Here is a 15,601-nt window from a genome sequence, read left to right as displayed (position 1 = left end):
TGTGGCGGTTTAATGAAAGGCGCTTCATAAAATTCAAACGCTTGCTTGGATTGTGCTTTCCACTTTGCTTGGGGCAGGATGAGCGCAGCTCAAGTGCCTGTTATACGGGGATTTGTGGCAACCGAACCTGAGAGTCCGAAGAACATTAGAAGTCGAGATCATTATGAGAATCCTGCCTGCGACCCTCGAGCACCTGGATGCGCTCACGCCGTTGTTCATTACTTACCGTGAGTTTTACCAGCAGCTACCGAATCCTGAGGCTTCGCGCCGCTTTCTGACTGAGCGCATCAATAATCAGGATTCGCACCTGTACATTGCCATGGCTGACGATGAGGAAAAAATCCTCGGTTTTATCCAGCTGTTCCCCAGCATGTCGTCGCTGTCACTCAAACCGATATGGGTGTTGAACGACATTTATGTGGTGCCGGAAGCGCGTCGCCAGCTGGTGGCCGATCGTTTGATTCTGAAAGCCCGTGAGCTGGCGCAAGCTCAGGGCGCGTTTGGTTTGCGTGCGTCCACGCGTAAAGATAACGACGTGGGTCACGAACTGTATCGTTCGATTGGTTTCCAAGACGATCAAGACTACAAACACTTCTCGCTGACTTTCTAAAGCAGCGATGCTTTACAGGGTCGTCCAGCGGCCCTGTTTTGCCATCGGTCGCCTATCGGCGCACTGCAACTTATCTTGCGCACCTCTGACCTATGCTCAACAGACATGGCGATAAGAGGTGTGCGCGATGCAACGCTGGTGGTTGCTGTTGTGGTTGCTGGTAGCGACTGGTTTGCAGGCGCAAAGCGTGTAAATGGCCAGTGGCGAATGGGCGCCTTACATTGGCTCTGAGCTACGCCATCATGGTGTGGTAACCAAGATTGTTCGCGAAGCCCTTGCCTTAAGCGGCGACACGGTTGACGTGCGTTTTTTGCCGTGGACGCGCGCCTTTAAAGCAACCCGCAAAGCTGAGTATGACTTGCTGGCACCGGCGTATATGTCTGCTGAGCGTAAACACCTTTTTCTGGCCAGCGAGCCGCTTTTGGATACACGGGTGGGCTTTTTTACCTTGCAAGAGCGACAGGTTGAGTTCGATGGTTTGGCCAGCTTGCGTAATTTTCGTATTGGTGTGGTGCGTGGTTATGCCAACCTCGATGCGTTTGATCGCGCCAGTTTTTTACAAAAAGATTGGGTCAATGACGACTGGCAAAACCTTGAGAAGCTGCTGCGCGGGCGCATTGATTTAGCCGTGATGGATCAGTTTAGGGGGCATTATTTACTGGCGACAAAAGCCCCGATTCATTTGCGCTCGGTACGTTTTGTTGAGCCGCCCTTGGATATCAAGCCTTTGTATGTGCTGATCAGTCAGACTCACCCCAATGCCAGAGCGTTGCTGCGCAAGGTTAACGCTGGCCTGCGTCGTTTAAAGGCACAGGGCCGGATTGAGCAAATTCTGCAGGAGGAGTTGCCGCCGCTTGAGGGCGAGTAATAGGTTAAGGCGTGATGAGGGGAGCGATCGGTGCCGGTGCGTTGCTCGGCAAGGCCTGTAACTCGTCGAGATAGCGGCGGAAGATATCCCCCAGTACTTGAGTGGCGATGGCCAGCTCGCTGCGCTGCATGTGCTCGGCTAGGCGGTCGGCATCATCCATGGCTTGGTCGGAGCCATTCACTGCGGCCATTTTCAGAATGATGTAAGCCTGCACACTGCTGGGCTCGACCCCTTGGCCTTGCCAGTACATCAGGCCTAACAAGCGTTGCGCTTCGGCTTGGCCTTGCAGGGAGGCGAGTTCTAGCCAGTGCAGGGCTTGTGGCAGGTCTTGGCGCTCTAAGGGTTGCTTGAGCCAGAACTGGCCGAGTTCAAACTGCGCCTGCCGCTCGCCATTGCTGGCCCATTGGGTGCAGCTGGCAAGGGCTTGTTCGACGGTTTCACCGCTGGTGTTGCTCAGCAGGCAGCGCTCATCGCTGGAGAGCAATAAGGTGTTGCGATCGTCCAACGCCCACAGCGGTGCACTGAGGCACAGGGTGAGGGGGATGAGCAAACGGTGGGCCAGCGTCATGGCAGGGCAGTAATCCATGGGTCAATAAACAGGCTCGACGCCTTGCGAGCCTTGTCATTATGCGGGATTTAGCCGCGTGGCGACAGTTCCGTGGCGTCAACCTGACTCAGACGCAGTAGCAGCGCGAGTATCAGCGGGTAGGCCAGGATTAACAGCGCGTGAAATACATCGACGCTATAAAACGGGCCTAAGGTGCCGCGCGTGCCAACCCAAAGCCCCGCCAAAGCGAGTAAGCCAACACTGCTCAGGGCGTAGGCGAGCGCGCGTTTCTCGGGCCAGCGTAAGGCGCTGGCGTACAGCAGTAGGCCTAAAGTCAGCAGATTGAGCACCATGCGGTAATGCTCCATCACACCGGCTTGCCGTGCGAGTTCAAAAAAGGCGCAAAAGCCCAGTACGGCGCGGCCCCAGCTGGACTTTTCCCACGTCCAGCGGCGGCCTAAGACCAGTGCTGCCAGCGCGATGAGCGGCAGGCCGAGTAGGCTGCTGGCTTGACTCAGCCAGCTGTGCGCCTGCGCAACGTCTAGCCCCGGGCCATAGCGCAGTGCGCCTAGGGTGGCGGCGCTGGCGGTCAGGGCAAAGCCAAGAAAGACGCTAAACCAGAGTGGTTGGCGATCGCTGGCTTGCCGGCTTTGCTGGCGTAAGGCGAGCACGGCGCAAGCCGCGCAGACTAAGGCCAGCAGGCCGTCGCTGATAAACGTGCTGGGTTGTAGCATTAGTCAGCTTTCATTGCAGCAAAGGCGCGCTCGGCGGCGTCCAGGGTGAGGGCAAGTTCTGCCTCGCCATGGGCGATGGAGGTGAAGCCGGCCTCAAAGGCACTTGGCGCCAGGTAAATACCGGCGTCGAGCATCAGGTGGAAGAAGCGCTTAAAGCGCTCGACGTCGCTGGCCATCACATCTTCAAAGGTCACGATGTTCGAGGCAGCACTGAAATACAGGCCGAACATGCCGCCGGCTTGCGTGGTGACAAACGGAATGCCCGCAGCATCGGCGCGCTCTTGCAGACCTTGCAGCATGCGTGAGGTGTAGTCGGTGAGCTCGGCATGAAAACCTTCGCGGCTGATCAGGCGCAGCGTGGTTAAGCCTGCGGCCATGGCCAGTGGATTGCCGGATAGGGTGCCGGCTTGGTAGACCGGCCCCAGCGGAGCAATGCACTCCATGATGGCGCGCTTGCCGCCAAAGCAGCCGACCGGCATGCCGCCACCGATGATTTTGCCAAAGGTGGTCAGGTCAGGTGTCACATCGTACAGCGCCTGCGCACCGCCCAAGGCGACGCGGAAACCGGTCATGACTTCGTCAAAAATCAATACCACGCCGTGTTGGTCGCACAGTGCGCGCAGGCCCTGTAAGAAGCCGGGGGCAGGAGGAACGCAGTTCATGTTGCCGGCGACGGGCTCTACGATGATGCAAGCCACGCTCTGGCCGACCTCAGCCAACGTGTTGGCGACGGCGTCGAGGTTGTTAAACGGCAAGGTCAGGGTGTGTTTGGCAAAGTCAGCGGGCACGCCAGCTGAGCTGGGCACGCCTTGGGTGAGCAGGCCGGAGCCGGCTTTGACCAGCAGGCTGTCGGAGTGACCGTGGTAGCAGCCTTCAAACTTGATGATGGCGTCGCGGCCGGTGTAGCCGCGCGCAAGACGAATGGCGCTCATGGTGGCTTCGGTGCCGGAGCTGACCATGCGTACCAACTCCATTGACGGCACTAGGCTGCACACCAAATCGGCCATCTCTACTTCCAGCGCGGTGGGCGCGCCGTAAGACAAACCATGTGCCAGTTGACGACGCACGGCGTCGAGCACGTCGGGGTGGCTGTGGCCCAAAATCATCGGCCCCCAAGAGCCGACGTAATCGACGTAGCGCTTGTCGTCTTCATCGGTGACGTAGGCGCCTTGAGCGTCTTTGAAGAAAATGGGCGTACCGCCGACGCTTTTGAACGCGCGTACCGGCGAGTTCACGCCGCCAGGAATATGGGCTTGAGCTTGGGCAAACAGGCTTTCGGAGCGGGACATGGCGATTCTCAATCAATCAGTGGGTTGGGCGCCGGCGAGCAGGGCGCAAAAAGCCTGAGCTTGGCGTTCGACGGCCTGTGCGGTTGTGAGCGCAAACAGGCTGTTGACCACGGCCAAGTAATCGGCGCCGGCGTTGATCAGTTGGGTTGCATTATCCAGACTGACGCCGCCAATCGCCACCTTAGGTAGTCGGCTGGCTTGACCTGCATCATGCAGGATCGACAAAGGCGCTGCCGCCGCCCCGGGCTTGGTCTGCGAGGGGAAGAAACGACCAAAGGCGAGGTAGCTGGCGCCAGCGCGCTCAGCCTGCGCGGCGAGCGTTAGCTCGGCGTGGCAGGTAGCGCCTAACACCGCTGTCGGCGCGAGGCGTGCACGGGCTTCTGCCAGCGAGCCGTCGCTTTGGCCAAGGTGCAGGCCGTGCGCTTGGCAGGCGAGGGCAAGCTCAAGATCATCATTAATGATCAGGCGCGCACCGAAGGTTTCGCACAGCTCGCGCAACTGCAACGCCTCGCGCAGGCGCTTATCGTGGTCGTCGGATTTGTCGCGGTATTGCAGTAATTGCGCACCACCGCGCAACGCCGCGCGGCAATAGGGCAGCAGGCGCCCGTCGGCTAGCAGGGTGCTGTCGGTGATGGCGTAGAGGCCGCGACTTAGCATGCGCTTTGCTCGGGACGAATCCGCCGTGGAAGCCACTGCCCGCGACCGGCTTGGTCGGCATTGAGCAAGCTGTGCCAAGTGAGCTGCAGCGCTTGCTCGCAAGCGACCGGCAGGGCAATGCCTTGGGCCAGTAAGCCGGCAAGATGGGCCGCCAAGGTGCAACCTGAGCCGTGATAGTCGCCGGGCAAACGGGTGCAAGACCATTGTTGCTGGCTGCCATCGCGCTGATACAGACGATTGATCACCGCGTCGGTTTGATCATGTGCGCCGGTGATCAACACGGCGGGCGTTAGTTGGAGCAATACCTTGGCGCACTGATCGGCGCTGGCGTGGCTGTCTAAACCGGCCAAGCGCTGTGCTTCGGGCAGGTTCGGTGTGATCACGTGAGCTGCCGGCAAGAGTGATTGGCGCAGCACCAACAGCAAGGCGTCATCACTGAGCGCCGAGCCGCCGCCTGCGCGCAACACAGGATCAATGATCAGCGGCTGTTGCAGCTCGGCGGCGAGACGGGCAACGCGTTCCGCCATGGCCGCGCTGCCGAGCATGCCTAGCTTGATGGCATGAATGGGCATGTCAGCGGCCAGCGTGCGCACACAGCGCTCAACCCAGTCAGGGTCTTGCGGGCTGACGGCGGCGACGTTGTGGGTGTCTTGGCAGGTCAGGGCGGTAATCACCGGCAACGCATGGCAGCCAATGCTGGCCAAGGCTTCGATATCGGCTTGGATACCGGCGCCGCCGCTTGGGTCATGGCCGGATAGACACAGAACATGCGCGCGATGCGGGCAGGGTTGCGGGTGCTGGTTAGGGTGGTTTGTGCTCATGCGCGCAGCTTATCACCGCAGGCTGCGCAAGGGTTTAGCGTAGCCCGTGATTCTGCAGGATTTGTTCTAGCTGGCCGTTGCTGCGCAGTGTTTCTAAACCACGGTTGAAGTCATCGAGCAGGGCTTGGGCGCGCGCTTGGTCTTTGCGCATCACCAGATGCAGGGGCTTTTGTTCAAAGGCAGGCTCCACGGCTTCTAGCTCGTTGGCAAACCAGGGATAGCGCCGCGCAATCCAATAGCGCGCGACAAAGAAGTCGATAAAGATGGCGTCCACACCGCCGCGAAACAGTTTGGCCAGATTTTGCTCGTCCGACACCGCTAAGTCGCGGGTAAAGAACTCACTGGCGTCAATCGCAGGGTGATTGATATAGCCGCGCACCAGTCCTAAACGCTTGCCTTGCAAAGCCTGCACCGCCAGTTCGGGATGGGTGCGTGGGTCAGCCATTAGAGAAAGACGGCGATCGCTGCGGACATACAGGCCGACCGGACCGCCGGGGAATGCCGTGGAGAAGTTCATGTTGGGGCGCTGGACGGGGTCGTAGTACTCGGGAAATAAGCCATCGGCCTCGCCATTGCGCACCATGCGTAAGGCGCGTGCCCACGGAACGAAACGAATGTTCACCGCTTGCCCGCTGGCAGCAAACGCGTGGCGCATCACCTCGCTGGCGTAGCCTTGGGCGGGTAAGGTCTCGCCCACGTAGGGCGGCCAGTCGAGGGTAACCAGTTCAACCGGTTGTTCACTGTCAGGCGTTTGCGCCCACGCGAAGGTCGCTTTGAGCAGTAATAGTGTCAGCAGCAATAACGGCAGCGGCATACAGATCCCGATTCAAGGGAGGCGGGTTGGCCTTCCTAAAGCATAGTCGCCCGTAGAATGGCCGCTAGAGACAATCAAAGCAGCTTGTCGGAAGTCGGGTGTCTGCGCACACTGAAGTGGTCAGTAACACCCCCGAGGCAGAAAGAGGCAGTGCGATGAAAACCTTAGATCAATGGTTAGACGAATACGGCGAAAGCCATCAAGACCCTGTTAATAAAGCCTTCCATTGGGTGTGCGTGCCGCTGATTACCTTTAGTTTGCTGGGCGTGTTGTGGGCGTTGCATCCAGCGGTGGCGTTGGCCTTCATGGGGTTTGCACTGGTGTTTTATGCGCGCTTGTCGTGGCGCGTGGCCGCGGTGATGGGCTTGTTGAGTGTGGTCGCGGTGCTGATTCTTCAGCAGATGTCGTCGGTGTTTTGGCCGTCGGTGGTGATCTTCGTGCTGGCGTGGATTGGCCAGTTCATCGGCCATCATGTGGAAGGTAAGAAGCCATCCTTTTTTAAGGACATGCAGTTTTTATTGATTGGCCCAGTATGGGTGGTGGCGTTTTTATTTCGCCGTGCCGGCTGGCGCTATGCCGACTGATGGCGATTGGCTAGCGCTTATCGTGGCGCACCCTGTGCTAGAGTCGCCTATCCTTTAGTGAACTGGCCGGTCTGCTTGCGTAGACCCCCGCGTGAGGCCTTAGCCTCGAACGGTTTTGGATAGGTCTGATGTACAAGCAGTTAATGTGTTTAATGGGCGTGCTGTGGCTGGCGGTGACTTTGCCGGCCAACGCCCTGACCTTCGATGAATACACCCGCAGCGAACCTTTAGGCATGCACCTAGAGGTGCTTGAGGACGTGCGCGGCGCGTGGACGATTGAAGACGTCGCGGCCCCGTTGTTGCGCCGCAACTTCCGCCCGCTAGAGCAGCCGGTATTGAATGCCGGCTATTCCAAGTCGGTGTTTTGGCTGCGCTTAGTGCTCGACTATCAGCCTGTCAGCGAGTCAAAGGGTGCCGACTGGATCTTAGAGCTGGCCTACCCGCCGCTCGACAGCGCCGAGCTGTTTACGCAAGGCGCCGGCGGCTGGCAGCGCACCGCTACCGGCGATAGCCTGCCCTTTGCCGAGCGTCCGTTGCAGGCGCACAACTACCTATTCCCGCTGCACTTGTCTGCCGGTGAGACGCAAGTGCTGTACTTGCGCGTGCAGTCTGAAGGCTCGCTACAAGCGCCGCTGACCTTGTGGTCGCCCATGGCGTACTTGGAGCAGCAGCCGGGGCGCATCTACGCCCTGGGTATGATCTACGGCGTGCTGTTGGTGATGCTGGTCTACAACCTGTTTATCTTCATCAGTGTGCGCGACACCTCGTACCTGTTTTACATCCTCTATATCGCCACCTTTGGCCTGTATCAGTTGTCGGTCAATGGCGCGGCGATTGAATATTTCTGGCCCAACAATCCGTGGTGGGCGAATGCGGCGACGCCTTTCTTAGTGGGCGCGGCGGCTTTGTTTGGCTGCCAATTCGCCCGCAGTTTCTTGCACACCCGCGAGCACTCGCTGTGGGTGGACCGTCTGCTGTTACTGCTGATGTTGTGGGCGGCCGTCTGCATGGTGCTGGCGCTAACCGCCAGCTACAGCGTGGCGATGCCCATCGCAACGATGATGGCCATGGCGTTCTCGATTCTGGTGTTTAGCGCTGGGGTGGTGGCGTTGTGGCGCGGCATGCGGGTAGCGCGTTACTTCTTGTTCGCGTGGAGCGCCTTTTTGTGCGGTGGTTTTATCAATACGTTGATGGTGATGGGCTATTTGCCCAACGTGTTTTTCACCATGTACGCCAGTCAGATTGGCTCGGCGATTGAAGTGGCGTTACTGTCGCTGGCCTTGGCGGATCGCATCAATGCACTCAAAGAAGAGCGTGCGCGGATTCTGCAAGAGGCCGGGCACAAACTGCAGTTACTCAACAAAGAGTTGGCCAATAGCAACCGCTTGAAGGACGAGTTTCTCAGTGGCTTAACCCACGAGCTGCGCACGCCGATGAATGGCGTGATCGGCGCCCTAGAGCTGATGCAAACGGTGCCGATGACCACCGAGCTGCAAGAGTATCAGCGCACGGCCACCGGCTCCGCCCGCGACATGCTGCGTATGGTGGACGACATTCTGGCGTTAACCCAATTGCAGGCCTGCCAGCTCTATGCGCGGCATGAGCCATTCAGCTTAAGGGCCATGCTCGATGGCTTGCGTCAGGAGTACGCGCAAAAAGCGCATGCGCGCGGGCTGACGTTTAACTTAACCATCGACGACAAGCTGCCGGATATCTTGGAAAGCGACGCCGCAAGGCTCAGCCAAGCCCTCGGCTATTTGCTGGATAACGCGGTTAAATTTACCCGCAAAGGCCATGTGCGGTTACAAGTTGGGGCGCTGTCTAGCGAGCCGAGTCGTTCGCTGACGTTGCGTTTTGATGTGAGCGATACCGGCATCGGTTTTAGCGAAGAAACCGGCGCGCACTTGTACGACACCTTCCGCCAAGCCGATGGTTCGCATTCGCGCGCGTATGGCGGCTTGGGTATTGGTCTGAGCCTGTGTCGGCAACTTGTCGGCTTATTGCGCGGCGAGCTGAGTCATTCGTCTACGCCCAATGTGGGTAGCTGCTTCACCCTCAAATTAAAGTGCACCTTGCCGCAAGCGACGCGCGTGCTCAGTGATGCGCCTGTGCTGCCGTTGGGCGAGCTGCCAGAGCCGCTGCGCGAGCCGCATGTGTGCAAAGTCCTGCTGGTGGAAGACGATCCGGTAAATCAGCTGGTTATCCGCGGCATGTTGCTGCGTTTGGGCTATCAAGTGCGCACTGCCGATAATGGCGCGGATGCCTTAAAGGTGTTGGCGCGAGAAAGCTTCGATGCGGTGCTGATGGACTGCCAAATGCCGCACATGGATGGCTTTGCGGCCTGTCGAGCGCTGCGCGAAATGCCTTCTGGTAAAAACCTGCCGGTGCTGGCGGTAACGGCCTACACCCAAAGCGGTGACCGTGACCGCTGTTTGGCCGCGGGCATGGATGACTACCTGCCTAAGCCGGTGCGCTTAGATGACTTGCGTCGCCTGTTACACCGTTGGGTGTTGATGCGTGCGCTAGCGGAGCCCGCAAGCTAGGGTGGCAGGCCCCATCCTGCACGATGAGGCAGGCGCGCTTTGTGTGGGCATGCTGTGCGGGCCTGTTTTTTTGGCGTAAGTGCCCTGAAAGCTGGCTGAAATCACGCTTCTGTGAAAGTATGAATCCTGATTCACTTCTTGCTGCCCGAATCAGGAATTCTCATGGCTTACCGACAAACTCCCGAGCGACTCGCGCGTGATCAAGCGCAGCGCCTGCACATTCTGCAATTAGCTCACGCGCAGGTGGTCGAGGGCGGCTTTGCCCAACTCACCATGCAGCGCTTAGCCAAAGCGGCGGACATTGCTACAGGCACCTTGTATCGACATTTTTCCGGCAAAGGCGAGTTGGCCGCGGAAGTGTTTTGCATGGCCAGCCAGCGCGAAGTGGATGCCCTGAAGGAGGTGTTTGCCGCGCAGGGCTCGGCGGTGCAGCGTTTGCGCCAAGGGGTTGAGCGCTTTGCCGCGCGCGCCTGGGATAGTCGACAACTGGCCTGGGCGTTGATTGCTGAGCCGGTTGACCCGCAAGTGGAAGAGCAGCGTTTGCGCTATCGCGAAGCTTACGCAGAGCTGTTCGCCCAAGTGCTGCGCGAAGGCTGCGCCGCAGGCGAGTTCTCGGTCCAATATCCGCACTTGGTCGCCGCGTGTTTTGTCGGTGCCATCTCTGAAGTTCTGGTCGGCCCATTATCACCACAGGCGCGTGCGCAGCGCAGCGAGCATGAGGTTGACGACGACCTCAAGCGCGTTCGCGCGACCCTGGTGGAATTATTTCTAGGCGCTCTCGGAGCGCGGGAGCACGCATGATGCACGCAAGTCAGATGGCCGAAACCCACGAAGTATTCAACCAAGTGCCCAGCTTAGACGGCGCCAACTTGTACCGGCTGGATACGCCATTACAAGAATGGACGCGGCGCTTTGATGGCGCGTGGGCTGATGAGTCCCTGCACACCTACGGCGCGCTGGCCGGTGGGGCTTTGATGGCGGCAGGTTTTCTGGCGAACGAAAACAAACCCAGCTTTAAAACCCATGATCGCTACGGCCACCGCGTCGATCTGGTCGAATTTCATCCGGCCTATCACGAGCTGATGCGTACCGCGATTGCTCACGGTATTCCCTCTGCGCCGTGGCAAGACCCACGCCAAGGTGCCCACGTGGCTCGCGCCGCGATGAATTACCTGCACAATCAAGCCGAGGCCGGCAATGCCTGCCCGCTGACCATGACCTTTGCCAGCGTCGCCAGCCTGCGCTTGCAGCCAGATTTGGCTGAGGTGTGGTTGCCCAAGGTGTTGAGTCGTGAGTACGACCCGCGCAACTTGCCGCTCAGCGAAAAAACCGGTGCCACTATTGGCATGGCTATGACCGAGAAACAAGGCGGCACCGACGTGCGCGCCAACACCACACGGGCTTATCCGGTGGGTGTCGGCGGCCCTGGGCAAGCGTATGAACTGGTCGGGCATAAATGGTTTTGTTCGGCGCCGATGTGCGACGCCTTCTTAACCTTGGCCAACACCGACAAGGGTTTGTCGTGTTTCTTGTTGCCGCGCCATCGTCCCGACGGCACACGCAACCAGTTCTATGTGCAGCGACTCAAGAACAAGCTGGGCAACTGGGCCAACGCCTCCAGCGAAGTGGAGTACCGAGGCGCGCTGGCATGGCTGGTGGGCGAAGAAGGGCGCGGTGTGGCGACCATTATCGAAATGGTCGCACTCACACGCTTCGACTGCATGATCGGCTCCAGCAGCTTGATGCGCCAAGCGCTAACGCAAGCCACGCATCACTGCGCGCACCGCAAAGTGGGTGGCCGCGTCTTGGCCGAGCAGCCGTTGATGCAAAACGTGTTGGCTGATTTAGCACTGGAAAGCGAGGCCGCGCTGGCGCTGACGTTGCGCTTAGGTCGCGCGCTCGATCGTCAGCATGACGAGCAAGAAGACAAGTTCATGCGCCTGATGACCGCCGTCGGTAAATACTGGATCTGCAAACGCGCGCCGAGCATGATCGCCGAAGCCTCGGAGTGCCTAGGCGGCGCCGGTTATGTAGAAGAAAACATCATGCCGCGCCTGTACCGCGAAGCGCCGGTAAATTCGATTTGGGAAGGTTCCGGCAACGTGCAGTGCCTCGATGTGCTGCGAGCGCTATCCAAAGAGCCAGGCGTGCTCGAAGCGTTGTTTAACGAGCTAGGGGATGGCAGCGGCGACCGTCATCTACAGAGGCATATTCAGCAGTTGAAAAACGACTTTGCTGACACCGACGACATTCAGTATCGCGCTCGTCAGTTGACCGAAGACGTGGCCGTGGCCATGCAGGCCAAGTTGTTGCTAGAGGCGGGCAACAGCACCGTCAGTGATGCCTTTATCGCCAGCCGCATCGCGGGTCGCGGGCGTGTGTACGGCACCTTGTCACGGGGTGTTGATGTCGCCGCCCTGCTGGCGCGCAGCACGCCGCAGGCTTAATAGGATGGTTGCGGACGCCACAGATACCAACCGCCTGCCGCCAGCAAGCCAGCGGCCAACGCTGGCCAGAGCAGGGCGTTATAGCTGTGGGTGAAGTAACTCAGCGCGCCCAGTGCACCGCCGAGGACAAAGCCACTGGCTAACAAGAGGTACAGCCAGATCCGCCGACGGTCGGCGCGTTGGCCACGCAAGTGTTGCCCAAGCATTATTCCTAAGTCGGTAAAAATGCCGGTGACATGCGTGGTGCGTAGCAGCGCGCCGCTGTAGGTTGTCGTCATGCCGTTCTGTAAGCCACAAGCCAACGATGCCAGGTAGTGACCGGTGCTGTGGTTACGTTGCAGCAGGAGCGCGGCGCAAACCAGCAGCAGGGACTCAAGCCCCAGCACCCAGCTATAACGGCGATCGGCGCGTAAGGCTTGGTGGTTGATCATGGCGGCACTGAGCGCCGCGCCGAGCACAAAACTGAGCATAATGGCGAACAGATGTAAGGCGGTGCTCCATTGCCCTTGCGCCAACTCAACACCCAGTAGCGAAGAGCTGCCGGATAAGTGCGACACGCCTTGATGGTTAAAGCCCAGCAAGGCGATAGCATTCACGCTGCCAGCGACCAGCGCCAAGGCAAAACTGCCTAGTTCCACCCAGCGCGGGAGTTGTTTCAACATAGCGAGACCCCAGACAACAGCAACGACTTGCGACGTTATGCCTTAGCCGCTCTATGCCTGCCAAGTGCTAACGGTATGTTGTTGGCGCGGTACCTTGCTCTATGGCGATAAGCGGAGTAAGGCTGGCGACGATTTGGCTATATTTATAACAACAAGCCCAGCACTGCTGGGCTTGTTGTTATCAGGTTAAGGTGCTGATCAGCCTGCTTTAGCCATCGCGGGGCGGGGCCATGGGTGAGGGGCGTTGACACGCAAGCGCAGGGTGGCGGCGTAGTGTTCGGCCTCTTCGCGACTGCGGAAGCGGATGCAGTGCTTGTCGAAGCTAACCAGCCAGAAAGTGTCTTCAGTGCGGATGGTGATAGGCATGAGGCAGCCCTCAAGTGGGAAGTCTGGGCTCAGTGTAAAAGGCAACTGGGACAAAAAGATGACGAGGGTCAAGCCTAGTCTTGGGTCATTAAAAGTTCATCTGCTGCTGAGCTTGACCTGATGCGCGGTCATGTCAAAACCGCCACACTGCTGAAAAATCTTGAAGGAGAAACGCCGTGGGTGTCGTGTTGATGCAGGAGTTTGTGGTGGTCGCCACCGCCGAAGAGGCCGTGCAGCGCTTAGCGGCGCTGTACACCGAGGCGCAAGAAACCTTGCAGCAGGCGCTGCGTGATTACTTGCGTAATCGTCGTCAGCCACAAGCCAGTCAGCGCGAGCGTTTTTGCTACCCCGAGTTGCGCCTGACCTACCACTGCCCCGGTGAGGTACCCAGCACCGTGCGCGCTTACGCCAAAGTGCAGCTGCCTGGCACCTATCGCGTTACCGTTACGCAGCCAGCGGCTTTTCGCGCTTATCTGCTCGACCAGCTTGGGCCTCTGATGGCGGACTTTAGCGTCACGGTCGAGGTCGGTCGCAGTCAGCAGAGCATTCCTTATCCGTATGTGATGGAAGGTGGCGATGAGCTGGCGGGCAGCGGCGTGACGGCGGCTGAGTTGGCGCGTGTGTTCCCCAGCACCGACTTATCCAGCGTGAGTGACAGTGTGGTGGATGGTCGCTACGACTGGAGCAATAGCGATGACCTGCCGTTGGCGCTCTTTGATGCCGCGCGCACGGACTTTTCCCTGCGCCGCCTGGTGCATTACACCGGCAGTGACTGGCGAGAGGTTCAGCCGTGGGTGTTGCTGACCAACTACCACCGCTACGTCGATCAGTTTATTCGGCATGGCCTAGAGCAGTTGCGCAGCAATACGCGCTATCAAGCCTTGGTGCTGCCGGGCAATGTGCGCGTCAGTCGTGACTTACCGGCGGCGCAGCAGCAAGCCTTGGTAGATGGGGTGGAGTGGCATCGTTTTCAGATGCCGGCCTATCACCTGCAAGCGGCCGATGGTGAGGGGACAACGCTGATCAACATTGGCGTGGGGCCGGCAAATGCAAAAAACATTACCGACCACTTGGCCGTCTTGCGCCCGCATTGCTGGTTGATGATTGGTCACTGCGGCGGTTTACGTCAGTCGCAAACCATCGGCGACTACGTGCTGGCCCATGCCTACATGCGCCGCGACGGTATCTTGGATCGTGTGTTGCCGCCGAATATCCCCATTCCCGCGCTGGCTGAGGTGCAGCAAGCGCTGCAGGAGGCCGCCGCCGAGGTAACCGGTGAGCAAGGCGATGCGCTAAAAAAACGCCTACGCACCGGCACCGTATTGACCTACGACGACCGCAACTGGGAGCTGCACTGGGCGCATGAGCGGGCGTTGATTAACTTGTCGCGTGCGGTTGCCGTGGACATGGAAAGCGGCACCATCGCCGCGCAAGGCTATCGTCTGCGGGTGCCCTACGGCACCTTGTTGTGTGTGTCGGATAAGCCGCTGCACAGCGAAATTAAGCTGCCTGGAGCTGCCACCGGGTTTTATCAGCGTGCCGTCAGCCAACATTTGGCCATTGCTATCGCCGCCTTAGAGCGCTTGCGCAGCCAGTTGGGGCGTCTGCATTCACGCAAATTGCGCAGCTTTGACGAGCCGCCTTTCCGTTAAGCCGTCGCTTGCATGCACAGGCTGGCCTGCCTAGCATGCGCGCTTTAATCGTCAGGTGTTGTTTATGTCCCGCGCGCCGCGCCGTCCACGTTCAGCCAAGCCTGCCCGCACTGCGGCGGGTAAAGCGCCGTATCGTCGGCAAGCGGCGGCGGTGCCCGAGGTGCCCCGGTTAATCTTGCTGAATAAGCCTTTTGATGTGCTGACGCAGTTTACCGACGGCCAGGGCCGCGCCACGTTAAAAGACTTTGTCAGCGTCAGCGGGGTGTATCCGGCCGGCCGGCTGGACCGCGATAGCGAAGGTTTGGTGCTGTTGACCAATGATGGGCAGCTGCAAGCTCGCATTGCTGACCCCGCGCATAAACTGGCGAAAACCTATTGGGTGCAAGTGGAGGGCGAGCCGACGCCCGAGCAATTACGTCAGCTGCGTAAAGGTGTCGAACTGAAAGACGGTTGGACCTTGCCTGCGGTGGTTGAGCCCATGCCTGAGCCTGCGCTTTGGCCGCGTAACCCGCCGGTGCGTTTTCGTAAAAATGTGCCTACCCACTGGCTGGCGCTGACCATTCGCGAAGGCCGCAATCGTCAGGTGCGCCGCATGACGGCTGCGGTGGGCTTGCCCACGCTGCGGCTGGTGCGGGTGAAAGTGGGGGCTTGGCACTTAGACGACTTGGCGCCCGGGCAATGGCGCGAGGTCGCGCCAGCGCTTTAATCGTGCCACGGCCAACGTCGCAAAGGGGGGTTAAAACCCGCCTTCGATGCTTTCAATCACCACGGTTTTGATCACAAACCCCAGCACGCCCAAGCCTAAGGCAAAAAACAGCACCAGCGTGCCCCAGCGGCCGGCCTTAGAGCGCTTGGCCAAATCCCACACAATAAACCCCATAAAGCCGACTAGGCCGGTGATCATGGCGACCATCAACCACTGCTCGATGGCTTCGTAATCTTCCACGGGTGTTACCTCATGCTGCGTTGTAGGGGGCAATAGCGGGCGGCGATTATACCCAATGCCT

The 15,601-nt window shown here is 59.3% G+C and carries 17 protein-coding genes; 8 read left to right on the top strand and 9 right to left on the bottom strand.

Features of this window, described 5'->3' with window-relative positions; genetic code table 11:
* Positions 1-163: 163 nt before the first annotated feature.
* Positions 164-610, top strand: a complete 447-nt coding sequence (locus MKI83_RS11120; protein ID WP_241585960.1) for a GNAT family N-acetyltransferase — start codon at positions 164-166, stop codon at positions 608-610.
* Positions 611-803: 193 nt separating this feature from the next.
* Entirely contained in the window at positions 804-1,478 is a 675-nt protein-coding gene (locus MKI83_RS11115; RefSeq protein WP_241585952.1) for a substrate-binding periplasmic protein, read from the top strand.
* A gap of 4 nt (positions 1,479-1,482) precedes the next feature.
* Here MKI83_RS11115 and MKI83_RS11110 read toward each other — a convergent pair whose 3' ends face one another.
* The 6 genes from MKI83_RS11110 to MKI83_RS11085 form a co-directional block, all read right to left on the bottom strand.
* Positions 1,483-2,046, bottom strand: coding sequence for a tetratricopeptide repeat protein (locus MKI83_RS11110; RefSeq protein ID WP_241585950.1), 564 nt, complete (start codon positions 2,044-2,046; stop codon positions 1,483-1,485).
* 68 nt (positions 2,047-2,114) lie between these two features.
* The gene (locus MKI83_RS11105; RefSeq protein WP_241585948.1) at positions 2,115-2,759 is read right to left on the bottom strand and encodes a DUF6962 family protein; all 645 of its coding nucleotides are present in this window, start codon (positions 2,757-2,759) and stop codon (positions 2,115-2,117) included.
* Positions 2,759-4,048 (bottom strand): glutamate-1-semialdehyde 2,1-aminomutase, encoded by a 1,290-nt coding sequence (hemL, locus tag MKI83_RS11100; protein ID WP_241585946.1) that lies wholly within the window; start codon positions 4,046-4,048, stop codon positions 2,759-2,761. The genes MKI83_RS11105 and hemL overlap by 1 nt, the downstream gene beginning before the upstream one ends.
* A 12-nt stretch (positions 4,049-4,060) precedes the next feature.
* On the bottom strand, positions 4,061-4,705 hold the full coding sequence (thiE, locus tag MKI83_RS11095) for a thiamine phosphate synthase (protein WP_241585944.1): 645 nt from the start codon (positions 4,703-4,705) through the stop codon (positions 4,061-4,063).
* The gene (gene thiD, locus MKI83_RS11090) at positions 4,699-5,526 is read right to left on the bottom strand and encodes a bifunctional hydroxymethylpyrimidine kinase/phosphomethylpyrimidine kinase (protein WP_241585942.1); all 828 of its coding nucleotides are present in this window, start codon (positions 5,524-5,526) and stop codon (positions 4,699-4,701) included. The genes thiE and thiD overlap by 7 nt, the downstream gene beginning before the upstream one ends.
* 34 nt (positions 5,527-5,560) lie before the next feature.
* A complete protein-coding gene (locus tag MKI83_RS11085; protein WP_241585933.1) occupies positions 5,561-6,340 on the bottom strand; it encodes a substrate-binding periplasmic protein in 780 nt (259 codons plus the stop codon).
* A 155-nt stretch (positions 6,341-6,495) separates the two neighbouring features.
* On the opposite strand from MKI83_RS11085, the gene MKI83_RS11080 reads away from it, so the two are divergent.
* From MKI83_RS11080 to MKI83_RS11065, 4 genes are all read left to right on the top strand, one after another.
* The gene (locus tag MKI83_RS11080) at positions 6,496-6,924 is read left to right on the top strand and encodes an Mpo1 family 2-hydroxy fatty acid dioxygenase (RefSeq protein WP_241585931.1); all 429 of its coding nucleotides are present in this window, start codon (positions 6,496-6,498) and stop codon (positions 6,922-6,924) included.
* A 128-nt stretch (positions 6,925-7,052) separates the two neighbouring features.
* A complete protein-coding gene (locus MKI83_RS11075) occupies positions 7,053-9,467 on the top strand; it encodes a hybrid sensor histidine kinase/response regulator (protein WP_370867387.1) in 2,415 nt (804 codons plus the stop codon).
* A gap of 162 nt (positions 9,468-9,629) precedes the next feature.
* Positions 9,630-10,268 (top strand): TetR/AcrR family transcriptional regulator, encoded by a 639-nt coding sequence (locus tag MKI83_RS11070; protein WP_241585929.1) that lies wholly within the window; start codon positions 9,630-9,632, stop codon positions 10,266-10,268.
* Positions 10,268-11,914 (top strand): acyl-CoA dehydrogenase family protein, encoded by a 1,647-nt coding sequence (locus MKI83_RS11065; protein WP_241586279.1) that lies wholly within the window; start codon positions 10,268-10,270, stop codon positions 11,912-11,914. Before MKI83_RS11070 ends, MKI83_RS11065 begins: the two co-directional genes overlap by 1 nt.
* Here MKI83_RS11065 and MKI83_RS11060 read toward each other — a convergent pair.
* Positions 11,911-12,576, bottom strand: coding sequence for a YoaK family protein (locus MKI83_RS11060; RefSeq protein WP_241585927.1), 666 nt, complete (start codon positions 12,574-12,576; stop codon positions 11,911-11,913). The two genes, MKI83_RS11065 and MKI83_RS11060, sit on opposite strands and share 4 nt — an antisense overlap.
* A gap of 198 nt (positions 12,577-12,774) precedes the next feature.
* Entirely contained in the window at positions 12,775-12,942 is a 168-nt protein-coding gene (locus tag MKI83_RS11055) for a hypothetical protein (RefSeq protein WP_241585925.1), read from the bottom strand.
* Between the two features lie 191 nt (positions 12,943-13,133).
* Here MKI83_RS11055 and amn point away from each other — a divergent pair, with 191 nt between their 5' ends.
* Together amn and MKI83_RS11045 are read left to right on the top strand one after the other, a co-directional pair.
* A complete protein-coding gene (amn, locus tag MKI83_RS11050; RefSeq protein WP_241586277.1) occupies positions 13,134-14,594 on the top strand; it encodes an AMP nucleosidase in 1,461 nt (486 codons plus the stop codon).
* Positions 14,595-14,658: 64 nt separating this feature from the next.
* Complete coding sequence (locus MKI83_RS11045; RefSeq protein ID WP_241585923.1) at positions 14,659-15,300, top strand: pseudouridine synthase; 642 nt, start codon at positions 14,659-14,661, stop codon at positions 15,298-15,300.
* Between the two features lie 30 nt (positions 15,301-15,330).
* Here the strand turns inward: MKI83_RS11045 and MKI83_RS11040 are convergent, their stop codons facing one another.
* A complete protein-coding gene (locus MKI83_RS11040) occupies positions 15,331-15,507 on the bottom strand; it encodes a DUF2788 domain-containing protein (protein ID WP_241586275.1) in 177 nt (58 codons plus the stop codon).
* Positions 15,508-15,601: the final 94 nt, after the last annotated feature.

The organism is Atopomonas sediminilitoris (genome assembly GCF_022601735.1).
GTDB classification, from domain to species: Bacteria; Pseudomonadota; Gammaproteobacteria; order Pseudomonadales; family Pseudomonadaceae; genus Atopomonas; species Atopomonas sediminilitoris.
This window is presented reverse-complemented; position numbering and strand designations above follow the sequence as displayed.

Excerpts from the sequence above, each read along its gene's own strand:
- MKI83_RS11085 (WP_241585933.1), bottom strand. The coding sequence starts at position 6,340 with ATGCCGCTGCCGTTATTGCTGCTGACACTATTACTGCTCAAAGCGACC.
- amn (WP_241586277.1), top strand. The coding sequence starts at position 13,134 with ATGCAGGAGTTTGTGGTGGTCGCCACCGCCGAAGAGGCCGTGCAGCGC.
- MKI83_RS11045 (WP_241585923.1), top strand. The coding sequence starts at position 14,659 with ATGTCCCGCGCGCCGCGCCGTCCACGTTCAGCCAAGCCTGCCCGCACT.
- thiE (WP_241585944.1), bottom strand. The coding sequence starts at position 4,705 with ATGCTAAGTCGCGGCCTCTACGCCATCACCGACAGCACCCTGCTAGCC.
- MKI83_RS11115 (WP_241585952.1), top strand. The coding sequence starts at position 804 with ATGGCCAGTGGCGAATGGGCGCCTTACATTGGCTCTGAGCTACGCCAT.
- MKI83_RS11055 (WP_241585925.1), bottom strand. The coding sequence starts at position 12,942 with ATGCCTATCACCATCCGCACTGAAGACACTTTCTGGCTGGTTAGCTTC.
- MKI83_RS11060 (WP_241585927.1), bottom strand. The coding sequence starts at position 12,576 with ATGTTGAAACAACTCCCGCGCTGGGTGGAACTAGGCAGTTTTGCCTTG.
- MKI83_RS11065 (WP_241586279.1), top strand. The coding sequence starts at position 10,268 with ATGCACGCAAGTCAGATGGCCGAAACCCACGAAGTATTCAACCAAGTG.
- MKI83_RS11120 (WP_241585960.1), top strand. The coding sequence starts at position 164 with ATGAGAATCCTGCCTGCGACCCTCGAGCACCTGGATGCGCTCACGCCG.
- hemL (WP_241585946.1), bottom strand. The coding sequence starts at position 4,048 with ATGTCCCGCTCCGAAAGCCTGTTTGCCCAAGCTCAAGCCCATATTCCT.
- MKI83_RS11040 (WP_241586275.1), bottom strand. The coding sequence starts at position 15,507 with ATGGTCGCCATGATCACCGGCCTAGTCGGCTTTATGGGGTTTATTGTG.
- MKI83_RS11105 (WP_241585948.1), bottom strand. The coding sequence starts at position 2,759 with ATGCTACAACCCAGCACGTTTATCAGCGACGGCCTGCTGGCCTTAGTC.
- MKI83_RS11070 (WP_241585929.1), top strand. The coding sequence starts at position 9,630 with ATGGCTTACCGACAAACTCCCGAGCGACTCGCGCGTGATCAAGCGCAG.
- MKI83_RS11075 (WP_370867387.1), top strand. The coding sequence starts at position 7,053 with ATGTACAAGCAGTTAATGTGTTTAATGGGCGTGCTGTGGCTGGCGGTG.
- thiD (WP_241585942.1), bottom strand. The coding sequence starts at position 5,526 with ATGAGCACAAACCACCCTAACCAGCACCCGCAACCCTGCCCGCATCGC.
- MKI83_RS11080 (WP_241585931.1), top strand. The coding sequence starts at position 6,496 with ATGAAAACCTTAGATCAATGGTTAGACGAATACGGCGAAAGCCATCAA.
- MKI83_RS11110 (WP_241585950.1), bottom strand. The coding sequence starts at position 2,046 with ATGACGCTGGCCCACCGTTTGCTCATCCCCCTCACCCTGTGCCTCAGT.